Origin of the sequence: Pseudomonas sp. ICMP 460, from assembly GCF_002723595.1 — a bacterium.
Lineage (GTDB): Bacteria > Pseudomonadota > Gammaproteobacteria > Pseudomonadales > Pseudomonadaceae > Aquipseudomonas > Aquipseudomonas kitaguniensis.
This window is the reverse complement of sequence record NZ_LKBR01000013.1, coordinates 110,333-127,941: the sequence shown is the minus strand read 5'-3', so window position 1 is coordinate 127,941 and position 17,609 is coordinate 110,333. Positions and strand designations below refer to the sequence as shown.

Below are 17,609 nucleotides of genomic sequence, written 5' to 3'. Positions count from 1 at the left end.
TTACAGTTTCTTGGCTTTCTCGATCGCTTCTTCGATGCCGCCGACCATGTAGAACGCTTGTTCTGGCAGGTGGTCGTAGTCACCGTTGAGGATGCCTTTGAAGCCAGCAATGGTGTCTTTCAGGGAAACGTATTTACCCGAAGCACCGGTGAAGACTTCAGCCACGAAGAACGGCTGCGACAAGAAGCGCTGGATCTTGCGAGCACGGTTTACCAACTGCTTGTCGGTTTCCGACAGCTCGTCCATACCCAGGATCGCAATGATGTCCTTCAGTTCTTTGTAACGCTGCAGCACGTACTGAACGCCGCGAGCGGTGTCGTAGTGCTCCTGGCCGATCACGTTCGGGTCCAGCTGGCGAGATGTCGAGTCGAGTGGATCGACCGCTGGGTAGATACCCAGGGAAGCGATGTCACGGGACAGAACGACGGTGGCGTCCAAGTGGGCGAAGGTGGTCGCAGGCGACGGGTCGGTCAAGTCATCCGCAGGTACGTATACCGCTTGGATCGAGGTGATCGAACCTTCTTTGGTCGAAGTGATACGTTCTTGCAGAACGCCCATCTCTTCAGCCAGAGTCGGCTGGTAACCTACTGCAGAAGGCATACGGCCCAGCAGTGCGGATACTTCAGTACCGGCCAGTGTGTAACGGTAGATGTTGTCGACGAACAGCAGAACGTCGTTACCTTCGTCACGGAACTTCTCGGCCATGGTCAGGCCAGTCAGTGCTACGCGCAGACGGTTACCCGGCGGCTCGTTCATCTGACCGTAAACCAGTGCCACTTTGTCCAGAACGTTGGAGTCCTTCATCTCGTGGTAGAAGTCGTTACCCTCACGAGTACGCTCACCCACACCGGCGAACACGGAATAACCGCTGTGCTCGATGGCGATGTTACGGATCAGTTCCATCATGTTTACGGTTTTGCCTACACCGGCACCACCGAACAGACCAACTTTACCGCCTTTGGCGAACGGGCAAACCAGGTCGATAACCTTGATACCGGTTTCGAGCAGATCGTTGCCGCCAGCTTGTTCGGCGAACGAAGGTGCTGGACGGTGAATGCCCCAGCGCTCTTCGGTGTCGATCGGGCCAGCTTCGTCGATCGGGTTGCCCAGCACGTCCATGATCCGGCCCAGGGTCGCTTTACCGACCGGTACGGAGATGGCAGCGCCAGTGTCAAGCACGCCCAGACCGCGCTTCAGGCCCTCGGTGGAACCCATTGCAATGGTCCGTACCACGCCGTCGCCCAGCTGCTGCTGAACTTCGAGAGTGGTGCCGGCATCGCTCTGTACTTTCAAAGCGTTGTAGATGCTCGGTACGCTGTCGCGTGGGAATTCCACGTCGATAACGGCGCCGATGATTTGAACGATACGTCCGCTACTCATAGCTGGATCCTCTGAATATTTGAACCGTTAAACCGCGGCAGCGCCGCCGACGATTTCCGAGATCTCTTGGGTGATCGCAGCCTGACGCGCCTTGTTGTAGATCAGCTGCAAATCGCTGATCAGATCACCGGCGTTATCGGTAGCGTTTTTCATCGCGATCATCCGCGCCGCTTGTTCAGCTGCGTTGTTCTCGACCACCGCCTGGTACACCTGCGACTCCACGTAGCGCACCATCAAGCCGTCAAGCAGCTCTTTGGCGTCTGGTTCGTAGAGGTAGTCCCAGTGGTGCTTGAGTTCCTGATCCGGAGTCGCCACCAGTGGAATCAATTGCTCCACGGTTGGCTGCTGGGTCATGGTGTTGATGAACTTGTTGGATACCACGGACAGGCGGTCAATCCGGCCATCCAGGTACGCATCCAGCATCACCTTCACACTGCCGATCAAATCATTGATCGACGGTTCTTCACCCAGGTGGCTGATAGCTGCTACGACGTTGCCGCCGAAGTTACGGAAAAAGGCCGCACCCTTGCTACCCACAACACACAGATCGATCTCGACGCCCTTTTCGCGGTTTACCGCCATGTCCTTGACCAGGGCCTTGAACAGGTTGGTATTCAGACCACCGCACAAACCACGGTCACTGCTCACTACCACATAACCCACACGCTTAACGTCGCGGTCGATCATGAACGGGTGGCGGTATTCCGGGTTAGCGTTAGCCAAATGCCCAATTACCTGGCGGATACGCTCCGCATAAGGACGGCTAGCAGCCATGCGCATTTGTGCCTTGCGCATTTTGCTGACCGCCACTTTTTCCATGGCGCTGGTAATCTTTTGCGTGCTTTTGATGCTCGCAATCTTACTGCGAATCTCTTTTGCGCCTGCCATGTAACACCTATCAGGTTAGCAAGCGGGAGCCTTGCGGCTCCCGCTGCGGCTTACCAGGTTTGGGTGGCCTTGAACTTCTCGATACCGGCTTTCATGCCAGCATCGATATCGTCATTGAAGTCACCCTTCACGTTGATCTTCGCCATCAATTCGGCGTGATCGCGGTTGAAGTAAGCAATCAGCGCTTGTTCAAAGCTGCCGACCTTGGTGATTTCAACGTCGGTCAGGAACCCACGCTCAGCGGCATACAGCGACAACGCCATGTCAGCGATCGACATTGGGGCGTATTGCTTCTGCTTCATCAGCTCGGTAACGCGCTGACCATGCTCAAGTTGCTTACGGGTCGCTTCGTCCAGGTCAGAAGCGAACTGGGCGAATGCCGCCAGTTCACGGTACTGAGCCAGAGCGGTACGGATACCACCGGAGAGCTTCTTGATGATCTTGGTCTGAGCGGCACCACCCACACGGGATACCGAAACACCGGCGTTCACTGCAGGACGGATGCCTGAGTTGAACATGGCCGATTCCAGGAAGATCTGACCGTCGGTGATGGAAATCACGTTGGTCGGAACGAACGCGGAAACGTCGCCAGCCTGAGTTTCGATGATCGGCAGTGCGGTCAGGGAACCGGTTTTGCCGGTCACTGCGCCGTTGGTGAACTTCTCTACGTATTCTTCCGAAACGCGGGATGCGCGCTCCAGCAGACGGGAGTGGAGATAGAACACGTCGCCTGGGTAAGCTTCACGGCCTGGTGGACGGCGCAGCAGCAGGGAGATCTGGCGGTAAGCCACTGCTTGCTTGGACAGATCGTCATAAACGATCAGCGCGTCTTCACCGCGGTCGCGGAAGAATTCACCCATGGTGCAACCGGAGTACGGTGCCAGGAATTGCAGCGCAGGAGATTCCGAAGCACTGGCAGCCACGATGATCGTGTTGGCCAGGGCGCCGTTTTCTTCCAGCTTGCGAACCACGTTGGCGATGGTCGATTGCTTCTGACCAATGGCTACGTAGACGCAGAAAATGCCGCTGTTCTTCTGGTTGATGATCGCGTCGATCGCCAGAGCGGTTTTACCGATCTGACGGTCACCGATGATCAGCTCACGCTGGCCACGGCCGACAGGGATCATGGCATCGACAGCCTTGTAGCCAGTCTGTACAGGCTGGTCTACCGACTTACGCCAGATCACGCCTGGAGCAACTTTCTCGACCGCATCGGTCAAGGTGTTGTTCAGCGGACCTTTGCCGTCAACTGGGTTACCCAGTGCGTCGACTACGCGGCCCAGCAGCTCCTTACCAACCGGAACCTCCAGGATGCGGCCTGTGCACTTGGCGCTCATGCCTTCAGCCAGACTGGTGTACGCGCCCAATACAACGGCACCTACGGAGTCTTGCTCCAGGTTGAGGGCCATACCGTAGACGCCGCCCGGAAACTCGATCATCTCGCCGTACATTACGTCGGCCAGACCGTGAATCCGCACGATGCCGTCAGATACGCTGACGACAGTGCCTTCGTTACGGGCTTGGGAGGTCACATCGAGCTTGTCGATGCGGCCCTTGATAATTTCACTTATTTCGGAAGGATTGAGTTGCTGCATTGCTCTGCTGCCCCTTCAAACTCAAGATTTCAATGCTTCGGCAAGATTCGCGAGTTTGCCGCGAATCGAGCCATCGATAACCAGGTCGCCGGCGCGAATGATGACACCACCAATCAGGGTGGCATCCTCCGCAACTTGCAGGCGCACTTCCCGGTCGAGTCGTGCACTGAGAACCTTGGCGAGTTTGTCTTGCTGTTCTTGGTTCAATGCAAAAGCACTGGTGACTTCAACGTCTACCGACTTCTCTTGCTCGGCCTTGTACAGGTCGAACAGAGCGGCAATCTCCGGCAGAAGCGGGAGACGGTCGTTTTCGGCAACGACGTGAATGAAGTTCTGCACTTTCACATCAAACTTGTCGCCGCACACGTCAATAAACGTGGCGGCCTTGTCTGCGCTCGTCAGTCGCGGGGCCTTGAGCACGCGCTGCATGGTGTCGTCTTGCGACACTGCTGCAGCCAGGCCGAGCATGGCTGACCAAGAGGCCAGCTGCTGGTGGGCCTGGGCGTGCTCGAAGGCTGCCTTAGCGTAAGGTCGGGCCAACGTGGTCAATTCTGCCATGATCGCCCTCGCTTAAATTTCAGCAGCCAGTTTGTTAACCAGCTCCGCGTGCGCGTTTTGATCGATTGTGGCACCCAGGATCTTCTCGGCACCGCCGACGGCCAGAGCACCCAATTGGGCACGCAGCGCATCTTTGACACCATTCAGTTCCTGCTCGATCTCGGCCTGAGCCTGAACCTTCACACGGTCAGCGTCGATACGGGCTTTTTCAACAGCCTCTTCAACAATCTGGTTACCGCGTTTCTTGGCTTGCTCAATGATTTCGGCTGCCTGAGCTTTCGCTTCGCGCAGTTGTTGACCCACTTTATCGTGGGCCAACTCCAGGTCGCGAGCTGCTCGTGCGGCAGCGTCCAGTCCATCCGCGATCTTCTTCTGACGTTCGTGCAAAGCTGCGATGACCGGAGGCCATACGAACTTCATGCAGAAAACGACAAAAATCAAGAACGCTAAGGACTGACCAATAATGGTTGCATTAATGTTCACGCCAATACCTCGCTCATTCGTTGCACAACACACCAATCACTCGAAAAAACGAGTGATTAACCGGCGAGTTGACCAACGAAGGGGTTCGCGAAGGTGAAGAACAGAGCGATACCAACACCGATCATGGTCACGGCGTCGAGCAGGCCGGCAACGATGAACATTTTAACTTGCAGCATTGGAACCATTTCTGGCTGACGCGCTGCGCCTTCCAGGAACTTGCCGCCCAGCAGGCCGAAACCAATGGCAGTACCCAGGGCGCCCAGGCCGATCAACAGTGCAACAGCGATAGCGGTTAGACCAACTACAGTTTCCATCTTTCCTCCCGACTTTTACGTCGTATGGTTTAGGTTTTTTAGATTTTAAAGCGGTAAAACAAATCGTTTCATAGCCCTTTCAGGCCACCTTCCCGTTTCACCGGGAAGGACATCAGACTGGCCGAGGCCGGTCTTAATGGTTCTCTTCGTGCGCCATCGACAGGTAGACGATGGTCAGCATCATGAAGATGAAGGCCTGCAGGGTGATGATCAGGATGTGGAACACAGCCCACGCCCACTGCAGAACAATACCCAGGCCGCTAAGCCAGAGCAGACCGCTGCCGAACATCACAGCGATCAGAATGAACACCAGCTCGCCGGCATACATGTTGCCGAACAGTCGCAGAGCCAGGGAAATCGGCTTGGCGATCAGGGTCACGAATTCCAGCAGGAAGTTCACCGGGATCAGCAGCGCTTGCAAGAATATGTTCTTGCTGCCGAACGGGTGCAGGGTCAGTTCGCCGATGAAGCCGCCGATGCCCTTGATCTTGATGCTGTAGAAAATGATCAACGCAAACACCGACAGGGCCATGCCCAGGGTGGCGTTCGGGTCAGTGGTCGACACGGCACGGAATGGAATGTGCGGATCGCCGCTGATCGCCATGGCGAGCTGAGGAATCCAGTCAACCGGGATCAGGTCGACGGCGTTCATCAGGAACACCCAGACGAAGATGGTCAGTGCCAGCGGTGCAATCACCGGGCTACGGCCATGGAAGCTGTCTTTCACGCTGCCATCGACGAATTCGACCAGTACTTCAACGAAGTTCTGCAAGGCACCTGGCTGACCGGAAGTCGCCTTTTTTGCCGCCATGCGGAAAATCAGGACGAAGATCAGACCCAGTGCGACCGACCAGCCCAGAGTATCCAGGTGGAAAGCCCAGAAGCCCATTTCTTTGGCCTCTGCTGCGGAGTGGGCAAAGCCCCAGCCGCCGTTGGGAAGCTGACCGAAGGTCAGGTTCTGCAAGTGGTGCTGGATATAGCCCGAAGCGGTTGTTTCTGCCATGGTTGCCTCAAACGCCCTAAGGTTTCGAAAGTCTTGTTTTCATTAGCAGGGGAGCGAACCAGCTGACCAGTTGGGTCAACACGAACACGCCGAATACAGCCAGCGGCGCCAATGGCTTCACACCTGCAAAGGTCAGTGCGAACAGCACTGCCGTCAAAATCAGTTTGCCTGCTTCACCGGCATAAAAAGACCGGACGATAGCTTGGGCTGCTCGGGCGCCGGAAAACCGAAAGGCCCTGTGAGCAAAATACATATTGGGCAGCAAGGCTATCAGGCCTCCGCAAAGTCCTGAATACCCGGCGACGACTCCCTGCCAATACCAAAGCGCCAAAGCGGCGATCAGCAACACGACAAATTGCGCCAATAAAACCGGGAAAACGGCCAAGCGATGGAACGGCAACGTGTTTGGCGTGCGGGTTTCCATCACTCTTGCTCCTCAATGGTCGGCTGCCGGAAATCAATAACTTGGCATAATTTGTGCCGACAAAATGCGCGCAGAGTATAGGGGCGGTTCTGCCCCTATTCAACTGTCGGGTAGTGTTTTCCGATCGCGCGCTACATAAGCAAATGTTTCAGCGGATGTGGGCAAGGACGCCCTGAAGCTCATCAAGGGAGTTATATCCGATGACTAATTGCCCTTTGCCTTTCTTGCCGTGGCGAATTTGCACCGCAGAGCCTAGGCGCTCGGCCAGGCGCTGCTCAAGGCGCGCAATGTCCGGGTCAGGTTTTGCGGCTTCGACGGGCTCAGGTTTGCCACTCAGCCACTGGCGAACCAGGGCCTCGGTCTGACGAACGGTGAGCCCCCGTGCGACAACGTGTCGCGCCCCTTCAACCTGTTGATTTTCCGGCAAACCGAGCAAAGCACGGGCGTGGCCCATCTCCAGATCGCCATGCGACAACATGGTCTTGATGACTTCCGGCAACGCAATCAGGCGCAGCAAGTTGGACACGGTCACACGAGACTTGCCCACCGCATCGGCCACTTGTTGCTGAGTCAGCTGAAACTCCTGCTGCAAACGCTGCAACGCGATGGCTTCTTCGATCGGGTTGAGGTCTTCACGCTGGATGTTCTCGATCAACGCCATGGCGATGGCGGTTTCATCCGGCACATCGCGCACCATCGCCGGGATGGTTTCCTTGCCGGCCTGCTGGCTGGCACGCCAGCGGCGCTCGCCGGCGATGATTTCAAAGCGGCCGCCGCCAATGGGGCGCACCACAATCGGCTGCATCACGCCCTGAGCCTTGATCGAATTGGCCAGTTCTTCCAGCGCCTGGGGGTCCATGTCCCGGCGCGGCTGGTATTTGCCGCGCTGGATCAGGTCCAGCGGCAGGTGCTGAAGCTCGCGCTCGTCGGCCTGCACCGCTTGTTCTTCCAGCGAAGTGACAGTCGGACCACTCAGCAGTGCATCCAGTCCACGTCCGAGACCTCGTTTCTTGACGGCCATGGGGATTCCTTAAGTTGGCTGGGCGGCAGCGGTGCGTGAGTTGCGGCGTTGACGGCGAACCATCTCGCCGGCCAGCGCCAGGTAAGCAATGGCACCGCGCGATGATTTGTCGTACGCCAGCGCGGGCATGCCATAGCTTGGTGCTTCGGCCAGGCGGATGTTGCGTGGAATCACGGTGTCATACAACTGATCGCCGAAGTGTTCCTTGAGCTGCGCCGACACATCGTTCATCAGGCTCAGGCGCGGGTCATACATGGTCCGCAACAGGCCTTCGATTTGCAGGTTGGGGTTTAGCAACTCGGCGATGCGCTTGATGTTATCCACAAGGTCACTCAAGCCTTCCAGTGCGAAATACTCGCACTGCATGGGGATAATCACCCCATCGGCAGCCACCAATGCGTTCAGCGTGAGCATCGACAACGACGGCGGGCAGTCGATCAAAATGTAATCGTAGTTCTCCCGGATCGGTGCCAACGCGCTGCGCAGACGGCTTTCTTTCATCTGCATTTCGAGCAGCACCACCTCCGCCGCGGTCAAATCGCGGTTGGCCGGCAGCAGTTGATAACCGCCGTGTTCGGAATAGTGCATCGCCTGCCCCAGGTCGCACTCGCCAATCAGCAAGTCGTAGACCGAGTTTTCCAGGCCGTGTTTATCCACACCGCTACCCATGGTGGCGTTGCCCTGTGGATCGAGATCGATCAACAGCACCCGGCGCTTGGTAGCCACCAGGGATGCTGCGAGGTTGATACAGGTGGTGGTTTTGCCCACGCCACCTTTCTGGTTCGCTATCGCGAATACCTTAGCCATTCTTGCTTGTGTTCCCAATCATGCCGTGCGGCGCAGTATCAGCAGATGGCGTTGGCCTTGGCAACCGGGTACGGCCAAAGCGTGTTCGCTATCGAGGTGGAAGTCTGCCGGCAATGCTAACAGCTCGTCGCTTGGATGAACGCCCTTCATTGCCAGCCAGCGGGTGTCGCGGTCGCCCAAGTGGCGGGTCCAGTTGCTGAAGTTCTCCATGCTGCTGAACGCCCGGGAAACAATCCCGTTGAATGGCAGCTCAGGCGTGAAGGTTTCAGCACGGCTGTGGATAACCTGCAGGTTATCCAGTTTGAGTTCGAGTTTGACTTGGGTGAGGAAGCGGGTTTTCTTGCCGTTGCTGTCCAGGCACGTCACGTGCGACTCGGGAAACAGGATGGCCAACGGAATGCCAGGCATACCGCCGCCGCTGCCAACGTCGAGCCAACGGCCGTTTTCGATAAACGGCATCACGCTCAAACTGTCGAGCAAATGGCGCGAGACCATTTCGTCAGGGTCGCGCACCGCCGTCAGGTTGTAAGCCTTGTTCCATTTGATCAACAGGGCCAGATAACCCAGCAGCAACGTGTGCTGGGCTTGAGTCAGGTCGACGCCCAACTGGCGTGCACCTGTGGATAACTCTTCGGCGTGTTGCGAGGTGACCAACGAACTCAAGCGCTTTGCTCCAACTGACGGCCCGCGCCGCGTTTTTTCAAATGAATCATCAACAGCGAAATGGCCGCCGGTGTGACACCAGGAATGCGTGATGCCTGACCCAGCGTTTCAGGACGAGTTATCCCCAGCTTGCCTTGAATTTCTTTCGACAACCCGGAAATACCGGTGTAGTCGATATCCACAGGCAGCCTGGTGTTTTCACTGGCGCGCAGGCGAGCGATTTCGTCCTGTTGGCGATCAATGTATCCGGCGTATTTGGTTTTGATCTCAACCTGCTCGGCGACCTGTGGGTCTTCTGCGCCGCCACCGGTTACTTCGACCAGGCCAGCGTAGTCGATTTCGGGGCGCGACAGCAGGTTCAGCAGGTTGTATTCGTGGGTCAACGGCGTGCCGAACTTTTCCGCAATTGCATCGCCTTGCTCGGTGCCTGGGCGTACCCAGGTACCTTTCAGGCGCTGTTCTTCCAGCGTAATGCTTTCGCGTTTTTTGCAGAAGGCTTCCCAGCGCGCGTCATCGACCAAGCCCAGCTCGCGACCTTTTTCGGTCAGGCGCAGGTCGGCGTTGTCTTCGCGCAGGATCAGGCGATATTCCGCCCGGGAGGTGAACATCCGGTACGGTTCCTGGGTGCCCAGGGTGATCAGGTCATCAACCAACACGCCGATATACGCTTCATCGCGACGCGGGCACCAGCTGTCTTTGCCTTGCGCGCGCAGCGCTGCGTTAGTGCCGGCCAGCAAACCCTGGGCGCCGGCTTCTTCGTAACCGGTGGTGCCGTTGATTTGCCCGGCGAAGAACAGGCCACCGATAACTTTGGTTTCGAGGCTGTATTTCAGGTCACGCGGGTCGAAATAGTCGTACTCGATGGCGTAGCCCGGACGCACGATGTGCGCGTTTTCCATGCCGCGAATCGACTGCACGATCTGGATTTGCACGTCGAACGGCAGGGACGTGGAAATCCCGTTCGGGTACAGCTCGTGGGTGGTCAAGCCTTCTGGCTCGATGAACACCTGGTGGCTTTCCTTGTCGGCAAAACGGTGGATCTTGTCTTCGATCGATGGGCAATAACGCGGGCCAATGCCTTCGATCACCCCGGAATACATCGGCGAACGGTCGAGGTTCGCGGCAATGATTTCGTGGGTACGGGCGTTGGTGTGGGTAATCCAGCAGCTCACCTGTTTCGGGTGCTGCTCTTTGGAACCCATGAACGACATCACCGGTATCGGCGTGTCACCGGCCTGCTCAGTCATCACCGAGAAATCCACCGAGCGCCCGTCAATACGCGGCGGCGTACCGGTTTTCAGGCGACCGACGCGCAGCGGCAGTTCACGCAGACGTTTTGCCAGGGCAATCGACGGCGGGTCACCGGCACGGCCGCCGGAATAATTCTGCATGCCGATGTGGATAAGTCCGCCAAGGAACGTACCGGTGGTCAACACCACGGACTCTGCGAGAAAACGCAGGCCCATTTGGGTAACAACACCGCGTACCTGGTCCTGCTCGACGATCAGGTCGTCGGCGGCTTGCTGGAATATCCACAGGTTCGGCTGGTTCTCCAGGGTTTCGCGTACTGCAGCCTTGTACAAAATGCGGTCAGCCTGCGCCCGGGTTGCCCGTACGGCCGGGCCTTTGCGGCTGTTGAGCACGCGAAACTGGATACCACCCTTGTCGGTGGCCATGGCCATGACACCGCCGAGGGCATCGATTTCTTTGACCAGATGGCTTTTGCCGATACCGCCGATGGCGGGGTTGCAACTCATGGCACCGAGGGTTTCCACGTTGTGCGTCAGCAACAGGGTTTTTACACCCATGCGTGCTGACGCCAGTGCTGCCTCGGTACCGGCATGACCGCCGCCGATGACGATCACTTCAAAACGGGAAGGGAAATCCACCACGCACCTCGTGCCTGCTTATGTAGGTAATCAGGAATTATGGGTTGAAAGGGTTTTACAGCTTGGCGGCAAGTATAGGGACTTAGCCGTGCCTAAAGAACCCTTTGCACAAAATTTAACCAGCTGTGGATGAATCACAGACAATAGAAATTAAAAGAGAGAGATTTATTAAATCTTTGTTTTTATGTTTATTTATACTGAGCTTGTTTTCTGTGGATAGATTGCTACAGGCCTTTATTTATGATGTGTACAGAGATTCAAAAGTCTGTGGTCATGTGCCCATGAGGGGCTTGGATAAGTGCTTTAAGCCTGTGGATTAAACAGGTGGTTATCCACAGAGGGGTTTTTACTCAGGTTTCAAGCCCTGTTATCAACTGGGCACAGGGGCGGTTATACACAGAGCTTAATCGACGGAATTCTGTACGTAGATACAAATAACACCCACACAAAAGCCGCCAGGCGCCTGGTAATAAGTCAAAAAGGTAGGAGAAAAGCTGAAATCGGGGAGACAGACAGGCGCGAGTGGCCTGTCTGTGAACATCAAAGGGTTATTTACCGATACAGAAGCTGGAAAAGATCCGCCCCAACAAATCATCCGAGCTGAAAGCGCCGGTGATTTCGCCCAACAGTTGCTGCGCTTGGCGCAAGTCCTCAGCCAGCAGCTCGCCTGCTCCCGCCAAGGTCAACTGAGCACGACCATGCTCTAACGCTGCGCTGGCGTGACGTAACGCCTCCAAGTGCCTGCGACGCGCGCTGAAGCTGCTCTCTGAGGTCTGCTCATAGCCCATGCAGGCCTTCAAGTGGTCGCGCAGCAGCTCTAACCCATCGCCGGCAGACTTGGCACTCAGGCTGATGGTGACGTGGCCATCCTCACTGGTGTGCAGCGCAATGGCTTCACCTGTCAGGTCGGCCTTGTTACGCACCAGGGTAACCTTGGCCGGGTCTGGCCGCTGCTCGAGGAATTCCGGCCACAGTGCGAACGGGTCCAGCGCCTCAGGCGCCGTGGCGTCGACCACTAACAGCACGCGGTCTGCTTCGCTTATGGCTTTTAGCGCACGCTCCACACCGATTTTCTCCACCTGGTCGTCGGTGTTGCGCAAGCCAGCGGTGTCGACCACGTGCAGCGGCATGCCGTCGATGTGGATATGTTCACGCAAGATGTCCCGCGTGGTGCCGGCAATCTCAGTCACGATTGCGGCTTCACGCCCTGCCAAGGCATTCAGCAGGCTCGATTTGCCCGCATTCGGCCGCCCGGCAATCACCACGGTCATCCCGTCGCGCAGCAAGGCACCCTGGCCCGCCTCACGCAGTACTGTGGATAACTCATCACGGACTTTATCCAGCATTGCCAGCACGTGGCCATCGGCGAGGAAGTCGATTTCTTCTTCGGGAAAATCAATCGCCGCCTCAACGTAGATGCGCAGGCTGATCAGCTGTTCGGTCAAGTTATGCACACGCAAAGAGAACGCGCCCTGCAACGAGCGCAACGCATTGCGCGCCGCCTGTGCCGAACTGGCCTCGATCAAGTCAGCAATGGCTTCGGCCTGAGCCAGGTCGAGTTTGTCGTTGAGGAATGCGCGCTCGCTGAACTCACCCGGGCGCGCCAGGCGGCACCCCAGTTGCAGGCAGCGCTGCAGCAACATATCCAGCACCACCGGGCCACCGTGGCCCTGTAATTCCAGAACGTCCTCACCGGTGAAGGAATTCGGCCCCGGAAAATACAGCGCCAGGCCTTCGTCCAACACTGTTTCATCGGCATCCAGAAAGGCACCGTAATGCGCATAGCGCGGTTTCAACTCGCGGCCGCTGATCGCCTTGGCTGCTACGCCTGCAAGCGGCCCGGAAATTCGAACGATACCGACACCGCCACGACCCTGAGCGGTAGCGACAGCAGCGATGGTTTCACGAGGAAAGCTCATCAGCAGGTTCCAGTACAAAAGTGACGGAAAGCAAAACGCCCCACTAGGGGGCGTCTTGAGTGGTTATCCACAGAGTAAATTACGCCGCAGCTTTTTTGGTAGCCGCTTCGATTTTACGTGTGATGTACCACTGTTGAGAGATCGACAACACGTTGTTGACCACCCAGTACAGCACCAGACCGGCTGGGAACCACAAGAAGAAGAAGGTGAAGATGATTGGCATCATTTTCATGACCTTCGCCTGCATCGGGTCCGGCGGAGTCGGGTTCAAACGCTGCTGGATAAACATGGTTGCGCCCATGATGATCGGCAGGATAAAGAACGGGTCTTTGATCGACAGGTCAGTTATCCACAGCATGAACGGCGCCTGGCGCATCTCTACGCTTTCCAGGAGTACCCAGTACAGCGACAGGAACACCGGCATCTGCACCAGAATCGGCAAGCATCCACCCAACGGGTTGATCTTCTCTTTCTTGTACAGCTCCATCATGGCCTGCGACATTTTCTGCCGGTCATCACCATGTTGCTCTTTCAGAGCGGCCAGTTTCGGTGCCACGGCACGCATGCGCGCCATCGACTTGTAGCTGGCTGCCGACAGAGGGAAGAAGATCCCCTTGATCAGCATGGTCAGGAAGATGATCGAGAAGCCCCAGTTACCGACGATGCTGTGGATATGTTGCAGCAACCAGAAAATCGGCTGGGCAATGAACCACAGAATGCCGTAGTCCACCGTCAGTTCCAGACCTGGGGACAACTCTTTCAGCACGGCCTGGCTTTTCGGGCCGGCGTACAAAGTAGCGCTGGTTTCAGCCTTGGCACCTGGAGCGACGTTCAACGCCGGGCCAGTAAAGCCAATGATGTAGTTGCCTTGGCTGTCTTTGCGGGTCTGAACCAGGTTGGCTTCACCCTTGTTCGGGATCCATGCCGTCACGAAGTAGTGTTGCAACCAGGCAACCCAGCCACCTTGAACAGTTTCTTTCAGCGCACCCTTGTCGATATCTTTCATCGACACTTTTTTGTACGGCTCGCCACTTGTCCACAGGGCTGCGCCCAGGTAAGTCGCGGTGCCGGTGGCGGTGCTGGAAGAAGGATCGGCGCTGTTGTCACGCTTGAGCTGGGCAAACAGGTTGCCCGTCCACGGCTTGGCACTTTCGTTGTCGATCAGGTAAGTGACCTTCAAGTCGTACAGACCACGGGTAAAGCTGAAACGCTTGATGTAGTTGACGCCGTCCTGACTGAATTTCAGGTCGACGTTCAACTGGTTCTGGCCATCAGCCAGTTGATAAGTCTTTTGTTCGGTCGAATAAACCGGACGACCGGTAGCACGCGCATCCGGACCGTCAGTGCCGGTCAGGCCACTTTGTGCCAGATAAGTACGTTCGCCACCGTTATCAAACAGTTGGAACGGCACATCCGGATGGTCTTGGCGACGTGGATACAGCGGCAGTTTCAACTGCGCGATATCACCACCTTGTGGGTCGATAGCCAGGTCGAGCACATCCGTTTTTACATGGATGAGGTCTTTATTGGTGACCACTGGCGTTTCTAGAGGGGCGCTTGTCTCGCCATTCGCGCTGGGAACATCGGCACTCGCGGACGCATTGGTACCCAGAGGCGTGTCCGAAATAGCCGGCGCAGCCTGATTGGTAGCAACATTCTGAGTCGGCAGGGCAGCTTGGCCGTAGTCCTGGTTCCACTTAAGAACCATGACGTAGGACACGATTGCCAGGGCGACGATCAGGATCGTGCGTTTAATATCCATGATTACTCGGCCATCGAAGAAGAACGGGAGGTAGGGATAGGCGGAACCGGGTCATAACCACCGGGATTCCACGGATGACAGCGACCTAAACGACGAAAGGCCAGCCAGCCACCGCGCACAAGGCCATGATTTTCTATGGCCTCTAACGCGTAGCAGGAACAACTGGGGTAGAAACGACAGTGATTAGCCATCAGAGGACTAATGGCATAACGGTAAAACTGGATCGGAACGAGGGCCAGTTTACGCATTGGTGCTGTCTACCCCTACAGTTTCGGTGCTGACTGCTGGTGCTGGCTTGTTGGTACGCGCCAAACGTTTCCAGAGCTTGCCGAAATGCTGAATCAATTCGGGGTTTTCTACGTCCCCCAAGCCTTTGCGCGCGACGATAACAATATCCCAACCAACCAGAGTGTCCTGGTGGAGGCGAAACGATTCGCGCATCAGACGCTTGAGGCGATTGCGCTCAACGGAGAGCTTTACGCTCTTCTTGCCGATCACCAACCCGAGACGGGGGTGATCCAGATCGTTGTTACGCGCAAGGAGCAGGAGATTTTTCCCCGGAACCTTGCCGGTGGGGGAGTCAAAGACTGCCTTGAAATGCCGGGGGGTTAGCAGACGCTTTTCCCGACTGAAGTCCTGACTCACCACCAGTACCGGATTATCAAACTGCCAGACGCGCACGACCTTTGGCGCGGCGACGCGACAGGACAGCACGGCCGTTCTTGGTAGCCATGCGAGCACGGAAGCCGTGAGTACGGGCGCGTTTGATGGTGCTTGGTTGGAAAGTACGTTTCATGGCGTTGTTACCTGGTTCGTCCACAACGGGCCGGAATGGCCCCCGTTTTAAGAGACCGGCGATTCTAGAGAAAGCAAGCCTCTAGGTCAATTTCCAACCAGCTTTTCCTCTAATTATATGTTTGTGGCCCATCGGCACGTTTTTGTCCGACTGGGCTTTCATGAGCAGTGCCATAGATATAAAAATAAAGAAGGAAGTTATTTAAAGCTTTTCTGTAAAGCTTATAAAAGCTATAGGGCCACTTATCTGTGGATAACTACCTTTAGACCACGTTTTACGTGCTGTACAGAGGATGACAAAGCGGGGGAGAAACGGTGCTCTGCCTGTGCTGCGCTGTCGGATAAGCTGTGTGTGGAATGGCTTGTTATCCACAGGCCAGTTACCCACAGACTTTTGACCCCACTTGTGCAACGGGCTTAGGTACGCTTATCCACAGAGCTTATGCACACACCATTGGTCGGCTTTTTGATGCTTAACGCGTTGATTCTGCCTGCCTTGTGAGCAACCTACATGTGGATAAGTAGGCGGCCGACCGCTACAATGGCGGCTGTTTTTGCCTCACCGGCTTTCAACTTAGGGGATATCCGTGTCAGTGGAACTTTGGCAGCAGTGCGTGGAGCTTTTGCGCGAAGAGCTGCCTGCCCAGCAATTCAACACCTGGATCCGTCCGCTACAGGTCGAAGCCGAAGGCGACGAGTTGCGTGTCTACGCGCCGAATCGTTTTGTTCTCGACTGGGTTAACGAGAAGTACCTGAGCCGCGTTCTCGAATTGCTCGATGAACACGGCAATGGCATCGCGCCCGTTCTTTCCTTATTAATAGGCAGCAAACGCAGCTCCGCACCGCGCGCGGCTCCGAATGCGCCGTTGGCGGCAAGTGCTTCGCAGGCGCAGCAAACCTCGGCACCTGTTAATAACGTGCAAGCGCCCGTTGCCCAAGCGTCTTCGAAATCCACGTCGCAGAAAAACGCGCCTATTAATGAAGAGCCGTCGCGCGACAGCTTTGACCCAATGGCGGGTGCCAGCTCCCAACAAGCACCGGTACGCGCCGAACAGCGCACCGTGCAGGTTGAAGGCGCGCTGAAGCACACCAGTTACCTGAACCGCACGTTTACTTTTGAAAACTTCGTTGAAGGCAAATCCAACCAGCTGGCCCGCGCGGCTGCCTGGCAGGTGGCTGATAACCCCAAGCACGGTTACAACCCGCTGTTCCTGTATGGCGGCGTTGGTTTGGGTAAGACGCACTTGATGCACGCTGTGGGTAACCATCTGTTAAAGAAGAACCCGAATGCCAAGGTCGTGTACCTGCACTCGGAACGCTTCGTGGCCGACATGGTCAAGGCCTTGCAGCTCAACGCAATCAACGAGTTCAAGCGCTTCTATCGGTCTGTCGATGCACTGTTGATCGATGACATTCAATTCTTTGCGCGCAAAGAGCGTTCCCAGGAAGAGTTTTTCCACACCTTCAACGCCTTGCTCGAAGGCGGCCAGCAGGTCATCTTGACCAGCGACCGTTACCCGAAAGAGATCGAAGGCCTGGAAGAACGTTTGAAGTCGCGCTTCGGCTGGGGCCTGACCGTTGCGGTCGAGCCGCCGGAGCTTGAAACTCGCGTCGCCATCTTGATGAAAAAGGCCGACCAGGCGAAAGTCGATCTGCCCCACGACGCGGCGTTTTTTATCGCCCAACGCATTCGCTCCAACGTGCGTGAGTTGGAAGGCGCGCTCAAGCGTGTCATCGCTCACTCGCACTTCATGGGCCGCGACATCACCATCGAGCTGATCCGCGAATCCCTGAAAGACTTGCTGGCGCTGCAAGACAAGCTGGTGAGTGTGGATAACATTCAGCGCACTGTTGCCGAGTACTACAAGATCAAGATTTCCGACCTGTTGTCCAAGCGCCGTTCGCGCTCGGTAGCACGTCCGCGTCAGGTGGCGATGGCGCTCTCTAAAGAGTTGACCAACCACAGCCTGCCGGAAATCGGTGATGTGTTTGGCGGTCGTGACCACACCACGGTTTTGCACGCCTGCCGAAAGATCAACGAACTTAAGGAATCCGACGCGGATATTCGCGAGGACTACAAGAACCTGCTGCGTACACTGACTACGTGA

18 protein-coding genes are annotated in these 17,609 nt (G+C 56.5%); 1 reads left to right on the top strand and 17 read right to left on the bottom strand.

Annotated elements, in window-relative coordinates; genetic code table 11:
• From atpD to rpmH, 17 genes are all read right to left on the bottom strand, one after another.
• Positions 1-1,380: a F0F1 ATP synthase subunit beta gene (gene atpD, locus AO240_RS11265; protein WP_099236589.1), complete on the bottom strand. Its 1,380-nt coding sequence runs from the start codon at positions 1,378-1,380 to the stop codon at positions 1-3.
• Positions 1,381-1,407: 27 nt separating this feature from the next.
• Positions 1,408-2,268, bottom strand: a complete 861-nt coding sequence (gene atpG, locus AO240_RS11260) for a F0F1 ATP synthase subunit gamma (RefSeq protein WP_058415808.1) — start codon at positions 2,266-2,268, stop codon at positions 1,408-1,410.
• Positions 2,269-2,318: 50 nt separating this feature from the next.
• A complete protein-coding gene (gene atpA, locus AO240_RS11255) occupies positions 2,319-3,863 on the bottom strand; it encodes a F0F1 ATP synthase subunit alpha (RefSeq protein ID WP_058415809.1) in 1,545 nt (514 codons plus the stop codon).
• Between the two features lie 21 nt (positions 3,864-3,884).
• A complete protein-coding gene (locus AO240_RS11250) occupies positions 3,885-4,421 on the bottom strand; it encodes a F0F1 ATP synthase subunit delta (RefSeq protein ID WP_003213551.1) in 537 nt (178 codons plus the stop codon).
• Positions 4,422-4,433: 12 nt separating this feature from the next.
• Entirely contained in the window at positions 4,434-4,904 is a 471-nt protein-coding gene (locus AO240_RS11245; protein WP_058415810.1) for a F0F1 ATP synthase subunit B, read from the bottom strand.
• A gap of 56 nt (positions 4,905-4,960) precedes the next feature.
• Entirely contained in the window at positions 4,961-5,218 is a 258-nt protein-coding gene (atpE, locus tag AO240_RS11240; protein WP_002555987.1) for a F0F1 ATP synthase subunit C, read from the bottom strand.
• 133 nt (positions 5,219-5,351) lie between these two features.
• On the bottom strand, positions 5,352-6,221 hold the full coding sequence (atpB, locus tag AO240_RS11235; protein WP_058415811.1) for a F0F1 ATP synthase subunit A: 870 nt from the start codon (positions 6,219-6,221) through the stop codon (positions 5,352-5,354).
• Between the two features lie 16 nt (positions 6,222-6,237).
• The gene (locus AO240_RS11230) at positions 6,238-6,645 is read right to left on the bottom strand and encodes a F0F1 ATP synthase subunit I (protein WP_058415812.1); all 408 of its coding nucleotides are present in this window, start codon (positions 6,643-6,645) and stop codon (positions 6,238-6,240) included.
• A 148-nt stretch (positions 6,646-6,793) separates the two neighbouring features.
• Positions 6,794-7,666, bottom strand: coding sequence for a ParB/RepB/Spo0J family partition protein (locus AO240_RS11225; protein ID WP_058415813.1), 873 nt, complete (start codon positions 7,664-7,666; stop codon positions 6,794-6,796).
• A gap of 9 nt (positions 7,667-7,675) precedes the next feature.
• The gene (locus AO240_RS11220) at positions 7,676-8,473 is read right to left on the bottom strand and encodes a ParA family protein (RefSeq protein WP_058415814.1); all 798 of its coding nucleotides are present in this window, start codon (positions 8,471-8,473) and stop codon (positions 7,676-7,678) included.
• Between the two features lie 18 nt (positions 8,474-8,491).
• On the bottom strand, positions 8,492-9,136 hold the full coding sequence (rsmG, locus tag AO240_RS11215; protein WP_099236588.1) for a 16S rRNA (guanine(527)-N(7))-methyltransferase RsmG: 645 nt from the start codon (positions 9,134-9,136) through the stop codon (positions 8,492-8,494).
• Entirely contained in the window at positions 9,133-11,025 is a 1,893-nt protein-coding gene (mnmG, locus tag AO240_RS11210; RefSeq protein ID WP_099236678.1) for a tRNA uridine-5-carboxymethylaminomethyl(34) synthesis enzyme MnmG, read from the bottom strand. Before mnmG ends, rsmG begins: the two co-directional genes overlap by 4 nt.
• Before the next feature lie 548 nt (positions 11,026-11,573).
• The gene (mnmE, locus tag AO240_RS11200) at positions 11,574-12,944 is read right to left on the bottom strand and encodes a tRNA uridine-5-carboxymethylaminomethyl(34) synthesis GTPase MnmE (RefSeq protein ID WP_099236587.1); all 1,371 of its coding nucleotides are present in this window, start codon (positions 12,942-12,944) and stop codon (positions 11,574-11,576) included.
• Between the two features lie 79 nt (positions 12,945-13,023).
• Positions 13,024-14,706 (bottom strand): membrane protein insertase YidC, encoded by a 1,683-nt coding sequence (gene yidC, locus AO240_RS11195; protein ID WP_058415817.1) that lies wholly within the window; start codon positions 14,704-14,706, stop codon positions 13,024-13,026.
• 2 nt (positions 14,707-14,708) lie between these two features.
• Positions 14,709-14,954 carry a membrane protein insertion efficiency factor YidD gene (gene yidD / locus AO240_RS11190; RefSeq protein WP_082649112.1) on the bottom strand — a complete coding sequence of 82 codons (246 nt, stop codon included), beginning with the start codon at positions 14,952-14,954 and terminating at the stop codon, positions 14,709-14,711.
• A complete protein-coding gene (rnpA, locus tag AO240_RS11185; protein ID WP_026013533.1) occupies positions 14,947-15,351 on the bottom strand; it encodes a ribonuclease P protein component in 405 nt (134 codons plus the stop codon). The genes yidD and rnpA overlap by 8 nt, the downstream gene beginning before the upstream one ends.
• 16 nt (positions 15,352-15,367) lie before the next feature.
• Complete coding sequence (gene rpmH, locus AO240_RS11180; protein WP_003213577.1) at positions 15,368-15,502, bottom strand: 50S ribosomal protein L34; 135 nt, start codon at positions 15,500-15,502, stop codon at positions 15,368-15,370.
• Between the two features lie 586 nt (positions 15,503-16,088).
• Between rpmH and dnaA the strand changes: the two genes are divergently transcribed.
• On the top strand, positions 16,089-17,609 hold the full coding sequence (gene dnaA, locus AO240_RS11175) for a chromosomal replication initiator protein DnaA (RefSeq protein ID WP_058415818.1): 1,521 nt from the start codon (positions 16,089-16,091) through the stop codon (positions 17,607-17,609).